The 17,888-nt window shown below is 60.3% G+C and carries 17 protein-coding genes; 6 read left to right on the top strand and 11 right to left on the bottom strand.

Features of this window, described 5'->3' with window-relative positions:
• Positions 1–48: 48 nt before the first annotated feature.
• From YY7_RS0139150 to YY7_RS0139125, 6 genes are all read left to right on the top strand, one after another.
• A complete protein-coding gene (locus YY7_RS0139150; RefSeq protein ID WP_035692104.1) occupies positions 49–330 on the top strand; it encodes an adenylate/guanylate cyclase domain-containing protein in 282 nt (93 codons plus the stop codon).
• Between the two features lie 545 nt (positions 331–875).
• Positions 876–1,226, top strand: coding sequence for a potassium channel family protein (locus YY7_RS0139145; protein ID WP_245287569.1), 351 nt, complete (start codon positions 876–878; stop codon positions 1,224–1,226).
• A gap of 290 nt (positions 1,227–1,516) precedes the next feature.
• Positions 1,517–3,022 carry a tetratricopeptide repeat protein gene (locus tag YY7_RS0139140; RefSeq protein WP_028167923.1) on the top strand — a complete coding sequence of 502 codons (1,506 nt, stop codon included), beginning with the start codon at positions 1,517–1,519 and terminating at the stop codon, positions 3,020–3,022.
• Between the two features lie 258 nt (positions 3,023–3,280).
• Entirely contained in the window at positions 3,281–3,574 is a 294-nt protein-coding gene (locus YY7_RS0139135) for a GYD domain-containing protein (RefSeq protein WP_027548304.1), read from the top strand.
• A gap of 581 nt (positions 3,575–4,155) precedes the next feature.
• Complete coding sequence (locus YY7_RS59110) at positions 4,156–4,599, top strand: DUF305 domain-containing protein (RefSeq protein WP_080664039.1); 444 nt, start codon at positions 4,156–4,158, stop codon at positions 4,597–4,599.
• Positions 4,600–4,663: 64 nt separating this feature from the next.
• A complete protein-coding gene (locus tag YY7_RS0139125; RefSeq protein WP_028167922.1) occupies positions 4,664–6,175 on the top strand; it encodes a YncE family protein in 1,512 nt (503 codons plus the stop codon).
• A 229-nt stretch (positions 6,176–6,404) separates the two neighbouring features.
• On the opposite strand, the gene YY7_RS61080 is transcribed toward YY7_RS0139125, so the two are convergent.
• The 11 genes from YY7_RS61080 to YY7_RS0139070 all read right to left on the bottom strand — a co-directional run bounded on the left by YY7_RS61080 (position 6,405) and on the right by YY7_RS0139070 (position 17,739).
• A complete protein-coding gene (locus YY7_RS61080) occupies positions 6,405–6,590 on the bottom strand; it encodes a hypothetical protein (RefSeq protein WP_155255510.1) in 186 nt (61 codons plus the stop codon).
• Complete coding sequence (locus YY7_RS0139115) at positions 6,550–7,104, bottom strand: hypothetical protein (protein WP_028167921.1); 555 nt, start codon at positions 7,102–7,104, stop codon at positions 6,550–6,552. Before YY7_RS0139115 ends, YY7_RS61080 begins: the two co-directional genes overlap by 41 nt.
• Positions 7,105–7,217: 113 nt before the next feature.
• A complete protein-coding gene (locus YY7_RS0139110) occupies positions 7,218–7,763 on the bottom strand; it encodes a hypothetical protein (RefSeq protein ID WP_155255509.1) in 546 nt (181 codons plus the stop codon).
• Positions 7,764–7,942: 179 nt separating this feature from the next.
• Positions 7,943–10,336: a DEAD/DEAH box helicase family protein gene (locus YY7_RS0139105; protein ID WP_283807043.1), complete on the bottom strand. Its 2,394-nt coding sequence runs from the start codon at positions 10,334–10,336 to the stop codon at positions 7,943–7,945.
• A gap of 77 nt (positions 10,337–10,413) precedes the next feature.
• The gene (locus YY7_RS57065; RefSeq protein WP_051397154.1) at positions 10,414–12,048 is read right to left on the bottom strand and encodes a bifunctional DNA primase/polymerase; all 1,635 of its coding nucleotides are present in this window, start codon (positions 12,046–12,048) and stop codon (positions 10,414–10,416) included.
• A gap of 2 nt (positions 12,049–12,050) precedes the next feature.
• On the bottom strand, positions 12,051–12,440 hold the full coding sequence (locus YY7_RS0139095; RefSeq protein WP_028167918.1) for a hypothetical protein: 390 nt from the start codon (positions 12,438–12,440) through the stop codon (positions 12,051–12,053).
• Between the two features lie 9 nt (positions 12,441–12,449).
• Entirely contained in the window at positions 12,450–12,674 is a 225-nt protein-coding gene (locus YY7_RS0139090; RefSeq protein WP_051397153.1) for a hypothetical protein, read from the bottom strand.
• Between the two features lie 94 nt (positions 12,675–12,768).
• On the bottom strand, positions 12,769–13,179 hold the full coding sequence (locus YY7_RS0139085; RefSeq protein WP_028167916.1) for a hypothetical protein: 411 nt from the start codon (positions 13,177–13,179) through the stop codon (positions 12,769–12,771).
• Positions 13,180–13,775: 596 nt separating this feature from the next.
• A complete protein-coding gene (locus YY7_RS0139080; RefSeq protein ID WP_028167915.1) occupies positions 13,776–14,972 on the bottom strand; it encodes a tyrosine-type recombinase/integrase in 1,197 nt (398 codons plus the stop codon).
• 443 nt (positions 14,973–15,415) lie between these two features.
• Positions 15,416–16,786 carry a vWA domain-containing protein gene (locus YY7_RS0139075; RefSeq protein WP_028167914.1) on the bottom strand — a complete coding sequence of 457 codons (1,371 nt, stop codon included), beginning with the start codon at positions 16,784–16,786 and terminating at the stop codon, positions 15,416–15,418.
• Between the two features lie 5 nt (positions 16,787–16,791).
• A complete protein-coding gene (locus YY7_RS0139070; RefSeq protein WP_028167913.1) occupies positions 16,792–17,739 on the bottom strand; it encodes an AAA family ATPase in 948 nt (315 codons plus the stop codon).
• Between the last annotated feature and the right edge of the window lie 149 nt (positions 17,740–17,888).

The raw sequence follows: 17,888 nt of genomic DNA, 5'->3' as shown, positions 1-17,888 counted from the left end.
AGCACTGGCGATGGCGTTCTAGCAACCTTCGACGGTCCTGGACGAGCGGTGCGCTGCGCGCTCGCCTTTGGCTCGGCGGCGAAACAGATCGGACTCTCCGTTCGCGCCGGCCTGCACACCGGGGAGATTGANATTAGAGGCAATGACATTGCTGGCATCGCCGTNCACGCGGCCGCGCGCGTGATGTCGCAATGCGTCTCCGATGAAGTTTTGGTTTCGCGCGTNGTCACCGACCTCGTNGCCGGAGCCGGGTTGAAATTCGCCGAACGCGGTTCTTACGAACTCAAAGGACTGCCCGGGAAGTGGGATCTGTTTGCGGCGAGCGGATAGTCATCGAAACCGAAAACCACTTGCGCTCCTTACTAGGCAAAAGAGCTGGGTGCCGGAGACGTTAGCTTCTGGCCCATCAGCGAAGTGGCGACACCCCTCATTGAGGTCCGCTTACTGGGGCGGAGCGGGCCAGATTTGCACACTCTGAGCTCTTCGCATTTTGACCCTGGCTGTGTAAAAACGCGAAAGATCGAAACGCGGTGAGAATTACATTCTTCAGTTCGCTCTTAAAATTGAGTGCGCTTGCGAGTTTAAGCGCTAAGAGAGTCTTGGACGAACAACTTCTTCTATCCCCGCAAGCGTCTTGACGTTTTCACACAGCCAAGACCCAACGCAGACATCGCCGCATTTCCCTGCCGCGGAGCAAAAATTGAAGCTCTGCAGCGGATCGAGGCAAAAAATTAGAGCAAGAATCTTGAACCAGAAAAAGACGCTGCCAAGTCAAGGGCAAGAACGTCAGCTTGCAACAGACAGCCGATCAAAGCAGGAATTGCGACCAGTAGAATGGGCCTCTGCAGCGCGCCGTTTACGGAGGTCGCCCCGACATGAACCGACCAGCACCGAAAACGTTGCAGCGGCGCTTTTTCGTGGCGCTCGGCCATGCGGTTCACGTGACGTGGCCGGTGTTGTCGGCAATTCTAGCGATTCAGCTTGCCCTGGGCTTGCTGACTGGTTTTGTTGAGGGCTGGTCTTTCGGGGATGCGATCTATTTCACTTTCATTACCGGCCTCACGATTGGTTACGGCGATCTCGTCCCGAGGCAGGCGTTGATGCGCGCACTTGCGATTGGAATTGGGTTTTTTGGGCTCTTTGTCACGGCTCTCATAGCGGCAATTGCGGTCTACGCCATGCACTCAGCGCTCAGCGATGGTGGGAGCGGAGGTGAGCAATCTTAATATCGAGGAGGTGATCGAGTGAGGGGGCTGTTTGCTGCATTGCATGAGTCGGCTTGTGGGCCTCGAGCCGAAGTCGCTCGAATTGGTTCGAATGTCCGCAACCGCGGGTAGACCGGACGTGACGTGCGCTAGGCTTAACCGCCGCTCCTGACCCTAACCGGAAATCTATTCAACGTCACCGCAACAATTTGTAAGAGGCGTGAACTTAGTCAGCAACCTTGACCAACGCGAAGCCGCAAAAATCTGCTAGGCTTGACTATCCGGGCGTTTGGCCCCTGCGGGAGGCTATGGTGACGAACTCGGAAGTCTCCAACGACCTACCGGACAAACCGGCGTCCGATAATGACCCGCTGAACAAAACGGCATCTGATAACGCGCCACCGGACCAACCGGCATCGACTCTCAACTTTAAGGGTCGCCTCCGGGCCCGATTGCAGTTGATTGGCGGGGCGCTCGCTTCGATTGCCGCTATCGGCGCGATCGCCGGTGGCCTCATCGGCTACTGGACTGTGTGGAAGACGCTCCGCACCGAGGTATTTCCGGACAAGCAACAGACGCAGAGGGAGGCTACGGCCCGGCCTGACATTGCTCCCCGCTTGTCACTCGTCATCCTGCCGTTCGCAAACCTCAACAACGATCCGGAGCAGGACTATTTCGCCGACGGCATTACGACCGATCTGACGACCGACCTCGCGCAAATGCCCGGCGCGTTCGTTATCGGACGCGGAACGGCGTTTACATACAAGAACAAGCAGATCGACTTCAGGGCGCTCGGCAACGACCTTCGCATCCGCTGGGCAGTCCAGGGCGCGGTGCGGCGCAGTGGGGATCAGGTCCGGGTCAACGTATCACTTACGGATATCGCGAGCGGTCGGGACGTCTGGTCCGATCGTTTCGACGGCGATCGTACGAACCTCGTCGCCTTGCAGGACCAGATCACAGCGCGGCTCGCCCGCTCGTTGAACATTGAACTGATCCAGGCCGAAAGCCGCCGCAGCGAAGTGGACCGGTCGACGAATCCAGACGCCGTCGACTTCACGATGCGCGGCTGGGCAAAGCTCTACGAGCCGCAGTCGAAGATCCAGAATGCTCAGGCACACGACCTGTTCGATCGTGCGCTACGCCTCGATCCGGACAACGTAGAGGCCATGATTGGCAAAGCGCGGTGTTTAATGGTTGGTGTGAACAACCGATGGTCTGCGTCCGTTGTTGAAGACAAAAAGCAAGCAATCGACCTCATCGACAGAGTTCTGTCGAAAAGCTCGGCAAGCGCGAGTGCTCATTGGACCAAGGGAACCCTTCTTCTATTTGGACACCCTGAGGAGGCATTGGCTGAATACGATGCTGCGCTCGAAATTGATCCAAATAATCCGGCTGTCTACGCTGCTAAAGCAATTGCACTCGTCGTCTCCGGGCGCGCGCGCGAGGCCTTCTCGCCGGTCCAGTTGGCTCTCCGTCTCAGTCCCAGAGATCCTTTTACTTTCCAGTGGCGCTTTTGGCTCTGCCATGCACACTTGCACCTGCACCAATATGGAGAAGCCATCGAGGAATGCGGGCGCTCGGTCAATCTGAACTCGAACTTGTACGCCTATGTAGATCTGACGTCGGCTTATGGAGCCACGGGGCAATTGGAACAGGCACAGCGGAGCTTGACTGAATTGAACAAGCTCCGACCAGACTTTACGATCCATTGGTACCGTGATCTCGCTTACTCAATGTCAACCAACCCGCAGTTTCGTCGGGAGATCGATGACATACTCGATGGGCTGAGAAAGGGGGGCGTCCGGGAGCAATAAGGTGAAAGGCTATTCGCTTGCTGATATGTCGCCCATTGGCCCTTCGCGACATATTGCACCGCCATACGGCCCTGGTCGCTGACGGGGCACAGCGGAAATCGTCAGGCCGCCGTCTATCGCAGCGGACGACGCTCGTGACCCCTAGCCGCTTCGAGCCGCCCTGAGGGATCTTGGTGGTTGGGCGGGGTCAGGCAGTGTGGCATAATCCACGACGTGGACCCGTTAAGTCCATTGCTTCTTTGTCAAAGGAGAATCGCCATGTCCACGTACATGCTTCTCTGCAATTTCACCGAGCAAGGTGTTCGGACCATCAAGGAAATGCCGCAGCGTCGAGCGGCCGCCAGGGAGTTGGGCAAAAAGTTTGGCGTTGACATCAAGGCCGGCTATCTCGCCATGGGAACATATGACCTCATCATCCACACCGAGGCCACCGACGATGAGGCCATGGCCAAGTTTCTCTTGTCGCTGGCCGCCATCGGGAACGTACGGACGACTTCGGTCAAGGTGTTCCCGGAAGCGGACGTTGACAAGATCATCGCGGGACTTGCGTAAGCTAAGCAAATCAAAACGAAGGTCAGTTGTTGGCACATGCGCAGCGACATGTCTGAAGTTGACGGTAGACCGGAAATGACAAGCCGACCTTCAAAACAACGCTAATGACCCAAAGGCGACTTGCGCCCCTTCACAGTCTTGCACTGCCGGAGAAGTGCCTTGTCCGCCGGTAATGTAGCCGCCGGGATCCAAAGCGCCTCTCAGGTACGGAGAGCCTTTCGCGCCGACGGGGCGGTCGTCCGACGGGTGGTGCGGTTTTGGTCGTTTGCAATTGGGCCAAGAAGGCGCTTGGTCCTAGTGCGCGACGGGATTAAAATAAATCGTCACTTCGCTTTGGATTCCGAATTGAACATGATTCTTTCGGAAAAGCGGTGTCCACTTTTCCGGATCATGCTCTAGATCTTGGAAGGCTCGCTAGGCTCGCATATCGCGGGGCGTAGGATAGCGGCGAGAGCACAATCGGTATGGCACCGCCAGAGTTGCCTATCAGCATCGCTGACAAGTGCCGAGCCTGTGTCTGATTCCGGTACATCACGCGCAAGCCAGTTGGCCGGTTTCGCACCAACGCAAGCGAGGTATTCATGTGGTCAGCAATTCGCTTATCAATCATCTCGCATGTGGCAGCGATAGCCGTCGGCGTCGTTACTGCGACAGCATGTCTGACTGTCTACCCAGCCAGCCGGCAATCGCTTGCTGACTATATCTCGGCGATCTGCACGAAGGCTTTTAGTTCCGCGCCCGCCGCGGAGACTCCGTATCTCGCCGAGAATATCGGCGCGATGACCAAGATGATGATCAACATGGGTATTAGGCCGTCAGGCGACGTCGACGCCGACTTTGTGGCGATGATGGTGCCGCACCATCGGGGTGCCATTGAGATGGCGCAGACTGAATTGCGTTACGGTCGTAATGAGTCACTTCGGCGTATGGCTCAGGAAATCATCGTCACCCAGCTGCAAGAGATCACTGCAATGCGGCTGTCGCTTGGCCCAGCCTTGCCGCCCTCCGCACCATCGCCTGATTAGATCCCGCCTAGTGCGATGAAAGACTCGAAAGTTGACAATGCAGCCTTGGTAAAGGAGCCGTGATATGCGACACAACGCAATACTGGCCGTTCTGTTGGTTGCGACAGCTCTTGTCGGTGTCCCCCATGCCTTCGCCGGGCAGGCTCCCGCGGCCGCGTCCGATCCCGACATTCCTATCAGCCATCAAGATCGCGTCTACTCCGCTGAACAATTCTCGAACACTGTCTCCGTCACCGATCCCGTCGACAATAGGCTCGTTGGCACTATTCGCCTTGGCGATCCGTTGCCTGCCAATCTCAGTCCGCTCTACAAGGGCCAGTTGTTGGTACATGGCATGGGGTTTTCGCCTGACCATCGTACTATCGTGGTTGTCGCAATTGGTTCGAATGCGGTGATCTTCATCGATACCGCGACCAATAGCGTAAAGCATATTACTTACGTTGGGCGCTCTCCACACGAACCGTTCTATACGATGGATGGCAAACAAGTGTGGGTTGTCGTCCGCGGCGAGAACTACGTCTCCGTACTCGACGGCACGACTTACGAGGAGAAGGCGCGGATCGTCGTTCCCAACGGTCCGGGTATGACGATTTTCTCGCCCGACGGCAAATATGGCTACGTCTGCTCCTCGTTTACACCGGAGACCGTGGTCATCACTGTCGCCGATCGCAGAATTGTCGGCAGGGTTCCGCAAGCAAGCCCGTTCTGCCCCAACATCGCCGCGACGCCGGACAGCAAGCAGGTCTGGTTCACCCTGAAGGACACAGGCAAAACCCAAGTGTTCGACGCGCAACCGCCGTTCACGCTCTTGAAAACCCTCGACACCGGTCCGATCACCAACCACGTCAATATCGTGCGTAATGCCAACGGCATGTTTGCCTATGTCACGATCGGCGGGCTCAACGAGATTAAGGTGTTTCGCACCGACAATTTCGAGCAGGTCGCGACCATTCCGGTCGGTAAGTTGCCGCACGGCATCTGGCCGTCCGGGGACGGCACGCGAGTCTATGTCGGTCTTGAGAATGAGGACAAAGTAGCCGCAATCGATACACTGACGAACCAAGTCATCGCGACGAGTCCGATCGGCCAAGCTCCGCAAGCCCTCGTCTACGTGCCCGATGCCGTACCCGCGATGAGCGGCCACCTCAACGCGGCGATGACCAGGATGATGGTCGCCCCCGAAGGTCTTGGAACCAATAACCTGCAGCCACTCGGCATTGCTGGTCAATCGGCGCAACTGTGGCTGGTGCCGCCCGGCGCAAAGACAGAGGCAAAAGCGTCGACCAGCGTTTCGCTATCCGACCAGGGATTGGTGCAGGTGTTGGAGGCTGCGGTCACCGGTCTCGAGCCAGGAAAGCCATATCTGCTTGCGCTTGCGAGTGAGCCGTCGGGCACTGGCGATCTCGAGCCACTGCAAGGCTTCATGACCAACCCCGCGGGCGCAGCCGTCGTTAATGCAGTCGGACCAATCCGCCAGTTGGTACGTGGCGAGGACAAGGCCCCGCGTCGTTACCTTGTGATCCTTCCCGGCACACCCGATAGGCACGGAGCCCCGGTTCAAATCCAAAAGGAATGAGTCGTGCCGCGCCAAACGATTAGATGTATTGCTGCAGCGCATGAGTCCGTTATTGGCCCAACCCGGACCTCTGGCGAGGTCCGCGATTGCGCCGCTATCAGGGGCACAGCGGACCTATGCGCATCGTGATCTGCGGCGCGGGGTTTATGAGTATCGCCCTCGCGCGTCGTCGCCCTCCAGCGGGCCGGTCCGTTGAACCGGAGCTTCATCGGAATCGCCGGAATGGCGGTCAGTGCAGCGTCCTCTTGCGCCGCCAGCCCGCTTCAACCATCGCCTCAACGATGACGCGCTTGACCAGAGCGTCGGCTTCTTCCTCGGTCATCCACTCCAATTCTCCGTCTGGGCCGATTCGAAAGCCAGCGGGGTTTTCGCCCTCAGGCCACGTCGGCGGAATCATCTTCTTCTTCGCTGTCATCCTTCTCCCTCCTGTTCACTACATCGTTCTTACTCTCGACACCCGCAGCTGCGGCGCGTGCGGCGGCGCCGGCCGGGTCGGCGATCTCTTCGAGCGCGGCGCGAACGGCATCGTCCAGAACTTCATAGCATTCCGCTTGTGGACGCATCGCGAGGGCGTAGGCGGTCTCGCCGGGCAAATTCAGCAGTCGATTGCGCACGCCCAACAACATCCGTTCAAGATCACGCCGGACGAGCGCGAGCTGCGCAACTTCGCCCGCCTCGATGGCGTCCTGCCGTTCTTCGCGGCGACGTTTTGCAGCCACAAGGCGCGTACGCTCCTCGGTGAGCCTGTTACCGGCAGCACCACCCCGCCCAGCGGCGACTGAGCGCAGGTGGGTCAGGACCTCGCGGCGCACCTGGTCAAGATCATATTGACCGCTAGGCTGCCGCGTAACCACGCCCTCGGCAAGGTACTGATCGAACTGTGCGCGAGAGCAGCAAATGTGTGCGGCCGCCTGGGCTATCGTTGCCATCTCTTCTAACTCCCAATTTTGTATTGGTCGCTACACATATGTTGGGCGCGGGCGCCCCCCGCATATACCCTCGGTCCAACAAGGACCCGAGCATTCCACCTCACAGATGATCGTCACTGCACTGTCCGGCCGCGAGGAGGATCGGCATTGAAACGGCGCATCGCGATCAGCCTCGACCGCCATGCTTCGGCCACCGCTTCAGGTAGCGTATGCAGCAGGCGCTCAGCCTGCACTGCCTCCATACCGTCTCCGACATCTCTTGCCGTCGCGAGAAGGTTCAAAGCGGCCTGCTGCACGCTCTCAAACGCAACAGCTTCTGGAACGGTGATCTGATAACTCCGACCGTTGAACGTGAAAAGGCCAAGTTGCACCATCATTCCAAACTCAAAACTGAAAGTGTCCGGCTCGATCCCCTTGAGATCAGTTGCCAGCACGTGATTCCGCCGCTTCAATTCACAAAGGATTTCGAGGGCGGCGCATTCCAAACTGGGCTCACAAAACGCACACACGTCGCTCACCCGGTTATGGAAATCGCGATCACGCAGCGCCTCCGACCACAAGGCCTGAGCTTCTGCCACCTTGATCAGCCAAGATCCAATAAAGTGACAGTCGGGTTCATCGGTCATCTCGATCAAGACATGCGGGTTGGTGCTTGGCATTCTCTTCTCCATCAACTCTCACGCTGGGTTCGGCGGACTGTCCTGGTCCCTTCCAGGATTCCTCAATGGTTTGCGGGCAGATCGAGCCGCGGGGAGCAGGCCATTGAACCTTCTGTTGAAGGCTCGCCCGCCGACCATCGGTCCCGGCCGAAACGCTCCGATGCTTGGCTTCATGGGCACTAGGCAGCCCTCCAAGCTGGCCTCTCACCGAAAGGCCACTGCAAGCTCTCTGCTCGCGGACGAGATCCAGATGACGGAGACGCAGTTTGCGCTGCCAGGCGAGCCGCGAGATTGCTGCCCGGCTTGCCCCATACCAAAACAGGCCGCTTCGGTTCTGATTGCTGCTCGCCGGTGATGACCTCGAAGGAGGCAAGCTCCCCCAGCGCGACCTCGATGCGGCCTCGCGCGTCCGACAACACCTCAGCGGACAGCAGCGCCCGCCGCACGCGCGCCCGCCCCCCGCGCCCAGCGGTCTTGAAGCGGCACAAGATCGAGTTGGCCCCCAAACCGCTATAAATAGAGTTATTTATAGCGTTTTGGGGGGCAACTCGGCGCAGTCCAGGCGAATTGGCCCCCAAACCGCTATAAGAGCTGGCCGCCGAATTGCCCCCCAAACCGCTATAAGACGCGGCGGCAAACGCCGCCGGGACACGGCCATCCCGGCGATACTTGTGCTCGGCAGCCTTCCTGGTCTTGAAGAGATCGGGATACAGGCGCGCCGCATCCGCAGGCCATTCCGGGACCAGCCCGCGCACCATCATCTCATCGATCTCATTGGGCTCGACATCGGCGACATGCGCCAGCGCGTCGACAGGAATCGGCAACGTCAGGTCATCGAGCACCACAAAGGACTCGACCGGATTCTGAGCCGTCCGGTTCACCGCCCGCGACCGGCCGAGCGCCTGCAAGACGCCGCCTTCGGCAATCGCGCGGGCGAGCAGATTGGCGTCTTCGTTGTCGTACCCCTGGCACTGCATCGTTCGCTCACTGCCGTCCTTGAACCGGATCGGCCGCTGCTGCTTTTCCCGCTGCCCGGCCGTAACCGGTCTGCCGGTCAGCGCCGATCCCGACATCGCGATGGACGACGGGCTCGGCATCGGCCGACCGATGGTGATCAGCACCTCGACATCGCCGTACTTGTCCAGCCCCTCGATGGCGCCATAATGGGCGGTATCGACATTCGGAATGTTTTCGAACACCGCTTCGACATGCTTCTGGGAGACCACCAGGGTGCGACGGCCTTGCGCGAGGTGGATCACCAACCGCCGCAACCGGTCACGGCGAGCCTGTTGTTTGGCATAGGCATCCGGGTGCTTTGCCTCATCCGGCAGCGCGAGAATTTTCTTGCCGACCGCGAGACCAACGATCTGCGTGATACGCTCGTGCGGCGCACGCACATTGATGTCCTGCAGCATCGTGATGCACGGCAAGTGATGCCGCACCAACTCGATCTCCATTGTCGCGTCGCCATGCAGCAGCGGCAGCGCCGTGAACGTCTTGTGAATCTCCTTTTTGCCGAGCACGCGAAGATAGCGCGTGGTAACTCCGTTCTCGGTCACCGTCTCAAGGATCAGCCGACCGGCAATCGGCTCATAGCCGTTCAGGAATTCTTCCAGCGCTTTCCACATGCGGGCGCGGCGCCGGATTTGTCGCATGTACTTATACTCCTCGATCAACCTGCATCTCTCCTCGGCGCTGGTGTCCGGCCGCAATTCGATCTTGACCATGCGCTTGTATTCGAGCTTGGCCGCGGTGGAATAACTGATGTTCAAGTCACCCGCGTCGATCAAGGCTTGTCGCGTCAACCGACCGTCGGGCATCTGCATCAATGCAGCCTGCAGCTTCTTGCTAATGCGGCCCAGTTGTTTGGTGTCTTCGTTTGAAATTTCTCGACCTTGCTTGCGCACCGGATAGGTGGTCAGATCATCATCCGCGAGCGCATCGATCTTCATCCGGGTTTGCCGCGGGTCTTGCAGGATGCCTTTCAACGAGAACCCTTCGTCGATGATCACCAGGCCGAACGAGTCCTTGCCGAACCGGTTGAGAGTCACGAACATCAGCTCATGGGCGGCAAACACGACATCGGCCTTGTTGGCCTGTTCGTGCTGACGTTGAAACGCGCAATCATCGAAGAAACGACACTTGATCTTACGCTTCTTGCAGCAGGTCCTCTGCACATCGGCGCCGATGCTCTGCGCCGCCTTGATCGCCTCAAGGTTGCGGCACAGCGGCTCACCGGTTTTCAAATCCTTGGCTTCGCGCGACTGATAGATCGCCGACGAAATGCCGTGGGCGCCGAACACCGCCAGCATCTTGCTGCTGGCCTCTTCGGCGAGCCGGTGCGTCGGCACCACAAATACGACGCGATACCGTAGATGGCGGCGGCGCTTCTGCTCCAGCACAAATCTCGCAGCGCCCTGCCGCATCTGTTCGGACTTCCCGCTACCGGTGGTGGTCCTGAACGCAGCATGAGGCGCCGGCTCGTAATTGAGGTCGATCACACCTGGCGTCGGTGCCGGGGTCGCATGAAACTGCAGTGCCTGTTCGATGAACAGATCGATGGCCGCGCGCATCTGCTCGCGCGCCACGTTCACCGGCACGGGACCGCCGGGCCTCTCCTCCTGATCAATGACGACAAACGTGTCCGCGTTCATCGCTGCACCACCGGCAGCGCCGCATCGAACGGGAACAGATCGGCCGCCTTGGATGTCGGCAGCGCAATGCGGACCAGACTGCCCCACCTAGCCTTGCATTTCTCGACGGCTTCGACATCGTCATCGCCGTTGAGGATCACCGTCAGCCGCTTGATGTTGTGATAAGCTGGCTTCGGGAAGCTGGCGATGCCATCGACCGAGGGCACCGACCACACCGGCGTAAAGCCGAACATCATCGCGGACAACGCGGCTTCGATACTCGAAGCGATCGTCAGTTCGCCTGACGCATCCGGCTCGCCACCGAGCTTGATCGAGCTATAGGAATCGATGGAGCCGACGATCCTGCGGTCGATCGGCGTGGCGTCAGGGCTGAGTGCAGTGAGATGCGCGGCCGTCGGTTCGTTCGTGAGACAGTCCTGCACATAAGCGACAAGACAAGGCAGAGTGGAGTCGCCAAACCGGCAAGAGGGGTGGAAGCCCAGGACCTCGCGCGCGGTATCCGGCACCGTGAGGCCAAGGCTGGTCAAATATTTTTCGGCGAGCGATCCGCGCAACGGACGCGCCGCGTCGAACAGTTCAATCGCCGCTTCGATCGCGTCGAAGTCAGCGGGGAGATCCACCCGAATGGCCTCAGGAGCGGTCGTCGACAGCCGGAAGTCGGCCCGCCAGGTCGGCGATGCCTGATCTGCGAGATAGAAGATGGTGCCGACACCGATCTCGGTGGGAGGGCAATTTTCGAGCGCATTCCATTTTGCGTCGGTGTCATCGGCGTTATAGCTGGGATACTTCTGCGACCATCTGTCGAACATCGCCAAGCCCGCGGCCGAGCCGCCGGTCGCGACGAACACAGCCATGCCGATCCTGTTCCACTCCTCCCAGTTCACGCTGGCATCGTTCGGGATCGCCATCAATGCCGCTTCGATCTCGTCGAGGTCGGCGTTCGCCTTGAGCTGATCGCGGCGCTCGAAATTGTTGTCAGGCGGCGCCCCTTCACCTGCCCCGGCGCGTGATGACGACCTCTTCGCTTCCTTCTGCTTGCTGGCAGCCTCAATCAACCAAACCGGCGCTTCAGCAACCGGCAGATCGTTCAACCACCGATATTGACCCGCACCGGGCTTGACGCTCGGCGGGGCAATCACCATGCCGCCATCGCCCTTGATATCGACGCCGGGCGCGATCTCGCCGGACCTGCTCCAGATTTTCGTTCCCGGGCCGGGATGGCGGTAGTAGCGGTGGATCGACCCGCTCGGGCTCATCGCCATCAAGGTTTCAGGAAATGCGCCGTGCTTGGCTTCCAGTTCCTTGATCGACGCGAGGCCATCGACGCCGTGGCCTTCAACAGTGTCAGCTTCGATGACAAAGATGCCGGACGTCGCGCCAGTGACGATGGCGACATTGGCGTCGGGCCACTTGCGGAAATCCCGGCGGATCTCATCGGGATCGGTCGTCTTGCCCCACTTGGCTCCACTGTAAGCCTCCGACTTGTGCGACTGCTTCTTTCCGGGCGGCGCGGGGAAGACTTCCCAGCCCCGCGCGGCATATTCGAGAGCAGCGATGGCGCGCGGGCTCAAGGGCCGCACACTCTGCAGAACGTCCCGCCACGCAGTCCTGAACTTGGCCGGTGAGTGCATGTTCACAACCGCCCCTTCGCAGGGTCGCGTTGCGACGTACACGCGGCTTCATAGAGCTTGCGCGCCTCCTGTTCAGGGAGGTCGGTGTCCCAACCCTCATCGCCGATCACGATGATTCGCAGCCGCGCGCCGGGCGCGACATTCTTGATGATGGCGTAGTGCTGGAGGTCGGGCGGCAAAAGCTGGCGGCCGTTGCCCGCCAGCAGTGCGTCGTGTTCGATTTCGGCGCGGCCGGCGAGACGGACGCGATAGTGACGATGCGGAAAGCGTTGGAAGAACCTGCGGTCAGCGTCTACAATCTTCTCGACGCGGGCCCCGAGCTTCTTCATCTGGCGCCGCTGGGCGCGGCTCAGATGTTCGCTGCCTCGCAGAATTTCAAAGCCATCAGACATGACGCGAGCTCAGCTACCCGCCTGCGCCGCAGTCTCGCGCGCCCGACGCCACTCCTCCGCGGCTTCGATGCTGATGGTGACCTTGCGCAATGCGCGCATCTCGCGCGGGCCGAGACCGGCGCTGCGGAGCTTGAAATACATGGACTGAGAGATGCGATGGGCCTCGCAGAATTCCGGGATCGTATAAGCCCCGCGCGGCACCCGTCCAGCCCGGTCAATGGCGATGACTGCCATAATGTCCTCCGTTGCTTGAGAAGCGATAAGGAGGACGATGGAGCGCCGTGCACCTCTAGGCCAGCACGCAAACACGCATGCGTATTTGCGTGTGTCAGCCGCGGCGATCCCGACGGCCGAGCGCGCGCGAAATGCTGTCCGTCGACGGCTCCTTCAAGCCCCTTTTCTCAAATGCAGGCTTCAGACGGGCCTGTACTACTTTGAGGGAGAAGTTGCTCGGCACACGCCCATCCGGCGGAAATGCTTCCGGCAGCAGGTCAATGATGCGCCTGACCTGCCAACCTTCTTGGGTTCGCCGGCCGAGGCTGGTCGTAGTGAGAAGGTCGGTTGCATTCCTGCGCAGGCCAGTTACGCCCCGCGGCATGGCTTCCGCGGACCTCCTAAAGGCTTCAAGCACCTGGACCTGTGATATACGCGTTAGATGCAACGCAGTTTTAGCAACGTCCTCAACTGGCGACGTATTCACACGCCAACTGCCAATGGTCGTCGTTTGATCCTTGGCCATTGTTCCAAATCCTCGGGTTTGGCTACGTTCGTTGAGAGTGCTGCACCATCGCTACCATCTCGGCCACTCAAAGATCCTGAGGTCGGAACGAAAAGGACCGCCGGTACAACCGGCGGTCCCAAAACCTGATTGGCTCTTCGTGGCGAACCACGTCTCGCCTTGCCTTGCCATTCTGCTCCGAAGCAGGGGAGCGAGGTTGATGCTCGCTTTACGCGGGCCCTTTAGACGCTGGCCGTTGTAGACACTGGTCCGAGGAATGGACGCTCGTCGCTATCGGGGCTGGTACCTATCGGCGCGGGATGGTGCGAGAAACCGCTCGATCAACCTGATCGTATGCTTAGCTCATCGAAACGAAGACGTCGAGCAACCGACATTTGCATAAAAAACTGCGCTCGCGAATGATTACGCATTTTCGACGCAACTCATTGATTTCTGGCCCGTTAATTTTTTGATGTCGACGACATCAGGCATAACTCAGATGATCCTCTGCTGCGATGCGCGATCGGGGCGGGAGCACGCACCTGCCGTGTCAACTGCAATCGACGATCAACCGTTCGGCTGATTTCCTTCCCTGGGGTGATGCGCTGATTGATTGTCTATCGTGCCACGGAAATCACGTTCGTCGCCTCGCTTGGTAGTGCGCCGAATTCAAGCAGCGTCGCGCGCGTGAGCACCTCGCTTGGATCGCCGATGATATGACGGCTATAATTCTTTTCAATCATGCCAACGCTCGTGTCGTGATGGGCGGCGACAATGCGCACCGGCACACCTTTCACTAACTGCCGAACAATGGAGCTATGGCGGAGCGCATATGGCGTAACGTCCGCGCCAAGACCAAGACGCTTCGTAACTGGACGAAATCGACCCGACACTTTCGGAATTCGATCGATCAATCGATCATGCGCGGACCGAGCTTGCGCACGCTGGCGTAGCAGCTTCGCCAAGCGGCGCGAGATCGGCAACGGACGATATTCAACCTTCCGGTTCTTACCCTTCCGGCTGCTCGGCATCATCAGCCGAGGAGCGATCGCGTTTTGGTCCTGTAGATCCTCAACCCTCAGCCGAAGCACCTGACTTTCACGCGCGCCGGTCTCGGCCAAAACGTCGATGAGGACACCGTAGTCATGGTCTTCGTCGTATGACCCACTGACCAGAGCAGCCACCGTGTGATCCGGCAGGATGACATTGCGCGCGACCTCGCTATCGGGCAGCTTCCTGAGGCCGTTCTTCCATGCGGCTGCGTTCACAATACGCTGGTCATTGCGGGCAGCGAGGGCCAGGGCCGCCTTGAACGAGCGAGCAATACGATCGGCGCTGGAGAACTTCAGACCCTTCTTGATCAGACCGGCTCGCCAATCCCTCAGTTCGCGTTCGGTCAACAGCGCGACGGCCTTGCTGCCCAACGCAGCGGGCAGGTGACGGCGAACGGCGGTCGCGTTGTATTGGCTGCCGCCGCGCGTCGCGAGATCGGTTTCATATGCGTCGACGGCATCACTGACACTGATCGGTTGCTCGCTGTCGCCTTCGCCGGCACGCGCCAACTTCTTGGCCCGCTCGAGTGCCTGCCAGTACGACATGACTGTGTCGTTGTTGGCATCCTCGTGGTCGTCGGCGAGAGCAAAGCGCTTCAGCCAGCCATTGCACTTCACAGACCAGGTGCCAGGGCCTGCGTTACGACGAAAGCAGAGATGGATGCCGGGCGCGATTAGCGCGGCATAGGGCTTCTTGCGCGGCACCAGCTTCAAACGCTGGGTGCGATTTTCGAGAAAGGCAGAACGCGTTCGGCGAGCCATGACTTCCCTCGAGTGTCCCCCAAAGTGTCCTCAATATGGGGGTAAATGGGCATGGAGCCGATTGTAGTCCAGTAGACGTAACGCTAGCAATTGCAATAATTTAGAAGAGGTGCATGGAGCCTGGTGGACCGCTATGGAGTCCGTTTTCTCCCCTTGTGGGAGAGGCCGCTTCGCATGCAGCGAAGCGGAATGCGATGCGGGTGAGGGGTCTCTCTCCGCGCACTGAGCTCGCGGAGGCAGACCCCTCACCCGCATTTCCCGCTTGCGCGCGAAATGCAGCCTCTCCCACAAGGGGAGAGGCGGGAGCTTGCTGCGCCGGCGCCGCGCAATTCTTGACGCCGACCCGTAGCCCGGATGGAGCGTAGCGTAATCCGGGACCGCTCGTGCCGGCCGCCAAAGAACCCCGGATTGCGCTTCGCTCCATCCGGGCTACAAGGCGCGATCTACTGATACGTCGCCACGATATCGGACACCGCGCGTTCGAGCTGCTGGGCGGTGGCACATTGGCGCACCACGCTGCAGAAGGTGGCGTAACGCGGCATCTCGGAATCGCCGAAGCCCCAGGTCATGCGTCCCTCGGGGTTGAGCCAGACCAGGCGTTTCGATCGCTCGGCGATGCGACGCAAGATGTCGGCGCGCGGGTCGAGGTTGTTGCTGCGGGCATCGCCGAGCACAATCACGGTGGTCTGCGGCGTGATCGTGTCCATCCAGCCCTTCTCGAAATCGGCCAGCGAATTGCCATAGTCGGAAGAGCCGAAGCCGACCTTCGACATGATCTCGGCCATCGCCGCCTCAGGCGATTTGTCCTCCAATATGTCGCTCACCTCGATCAGATGGCCGGAGAAGGCAAAGGAGCGGACATCGTCGACCACTTCGTGCAGCGAGTGGATCAACAGCAGGAAGAAATCGGACACGCGCGCGACCGAGCCGGAGACGTCGCAGAGCGCGACGATCTTCGGCCGGTCGCGGTGCTTGCGCTTCCAGGCGGTCAGGAAGGGCACGCCGCCCCAGGCCGCGTTTCGCCGCAGCGTGCGGCGCACGTCGAGATGGCCACGGCGCTGGCGCTTGCGCGGCTTGGAGTAGCGTTCGCGCAGGCGGCGGGCGATCTGGCGGATCAGCGCGCGCATCTGCTCGACCTGGCGCGGCTCGATCCGGGCGAGCGGCGCATTGCGCAGGATCTCGTTGCGCAGGTTCTCTGTCTCCTCGCGGCCGTAGAGCAGAAGCGCCTGCGAGACCGTGTCACGAACGGTGCCGCGCAATCCGTCGACTGCCGCCTGCAGCCGCTCGGCCAATGCCGGATTGGTCGCGGTCAGGTTGTCGAGATCGTCGCGCAGGCGCTGGATGCCCATGGCGTCCAGGATGCGGCCCGAGAAGATGCCGCGCTGGGTGAAGTATCTGATGTTTGAGAGCGAGGCCGCGCCGGAGGCGTTGGCGATCGCCGCCGCTATCGCATTACGGTCCTGCGACAGCAGCATCTGCGCGAGGGGGCCAAGATTCTGGGCCTGATCGCCGCTGCTTGCGTCGTTCGAAGAGTCGGAGCCCGCGCTGGAATCCGTATCGTCCGACTTGCTCTCGTCCGGCTTCGTGTCCTGCGCCGGCTCGGGCTGGCTGAAGAACAGATCAAAGCATTCGCCGAGCGCGCGCTTCTCGTCCTGCGACTTCGCAAGCGTCAGCAGGAAAGTGTCGCGCAGGACGCCGCGATCCTCAAAGCCGACCTTTGAGACCGCGCGCATCGCATCGATGCTTTCGGCAGGCGAGACCCGGACCCCGGCTCCGCGCGCGGCACGAAGGAACCGATGCAGGTTCTCGCGCATGGCGTCTACCCGAACACGCCCTGCCGCGACGCCTTGGCGATGAAGGTGGTGAGTTGCGGCTGCGCGGCCTCGATGTCGGCCTCGTATTTGAGCAGGACGTTCAGCGTGTCCTTGACGATCTCGTGGTCGAGCTCGGTCGCCTGCAGCAGCACCAGCACGCGCGCCCAGTCGATGGTCTCGCTGACCGACGGCAGCTTCTTCAGGTCGAGGGTGCGGATTTCATGAATAAAGCCGACCATCTGCCGGCGCAGCGCCTGCGAGATGCCGGGCACGCGGCTCTCGACGATGCGTTCCTCCAGCTTCTGTTCGGGGAAACCGATATGCAGATGCAGGCAGCGCCGCTTTAGGGCGTCGCCGAGATCGCGTTCGCTGTTGGAGGTCAGGATCACGGTCGGCGGCGCGATCGCCGAAACCGTGCCGAGCTCGGGAATGGTGACCTGGAAATCGCTGAGGATTTCAAGCAGCAGCGACTCGAACTCGGCGTCCGACTTGTCGATCTCGTCGATCAGGAGCACGCAGCCCGCCGGCTGCTCCAGCGCCTGCAGCAGCGGCCGCGGCTCGACGAATTCCTTGGAGAAGAACACGTCGCCGAAGGTGTGGAGCTGGTCCAGCGCCTGATGCAGCGTCTGCGCGCCGCCCAGCACCTCGCCGAGCTTGTCCTTCAAGATCTGGGTGTAGAGGAGCTGTTTGGCGTATTTCCACTCATACAGCGCCTTGGCCTCATCGAGGCCCTCGTAGCATTGCAGGCGGATCATCTTCATGCCGCGCCAGGCGGCGATCGCCTTCGCCAGCTCGGTCTTGCCGACGCCCGCGGGGCCTTCGACCAGGATCGGTTTCTCGATCTCTCGCGAAAGATAAACCGCAGTCGCGATCTGCCGGCTCGCGATATAGCCTTGCGCGGCGAGGCCGCTTTCGACGGCCTCGATCGAGGCCGCAGGCCGATTGTCAGCCACCGATGTGAGCTCCGGATTTGCCTTGGTGCATCAGATTGTTCTGCCTCCCTCCCCGCCAAAGCACAAGGCTCATTTGCGCGAGGGCAGACCTGGTTCCGGCATTTTCCGCCTAGCGATATTTGTTCTCCAACCGGGAGGCCCCCGCGATT

It is taken from the genome of Bradyrhizobium elkanii WSM2783 (assembly GCF_000472865.1).
Lineage (GTDB): Bacteria > Pseudomonadota > Alphaproteobacteria > Rhizobiales > Xanthobacteraceae > Bradyrhizobium > Bradyrhizobium elkanii_A.
This window is presented reverse-complemented; position numbering and strand designations above follow the sequence as displayed.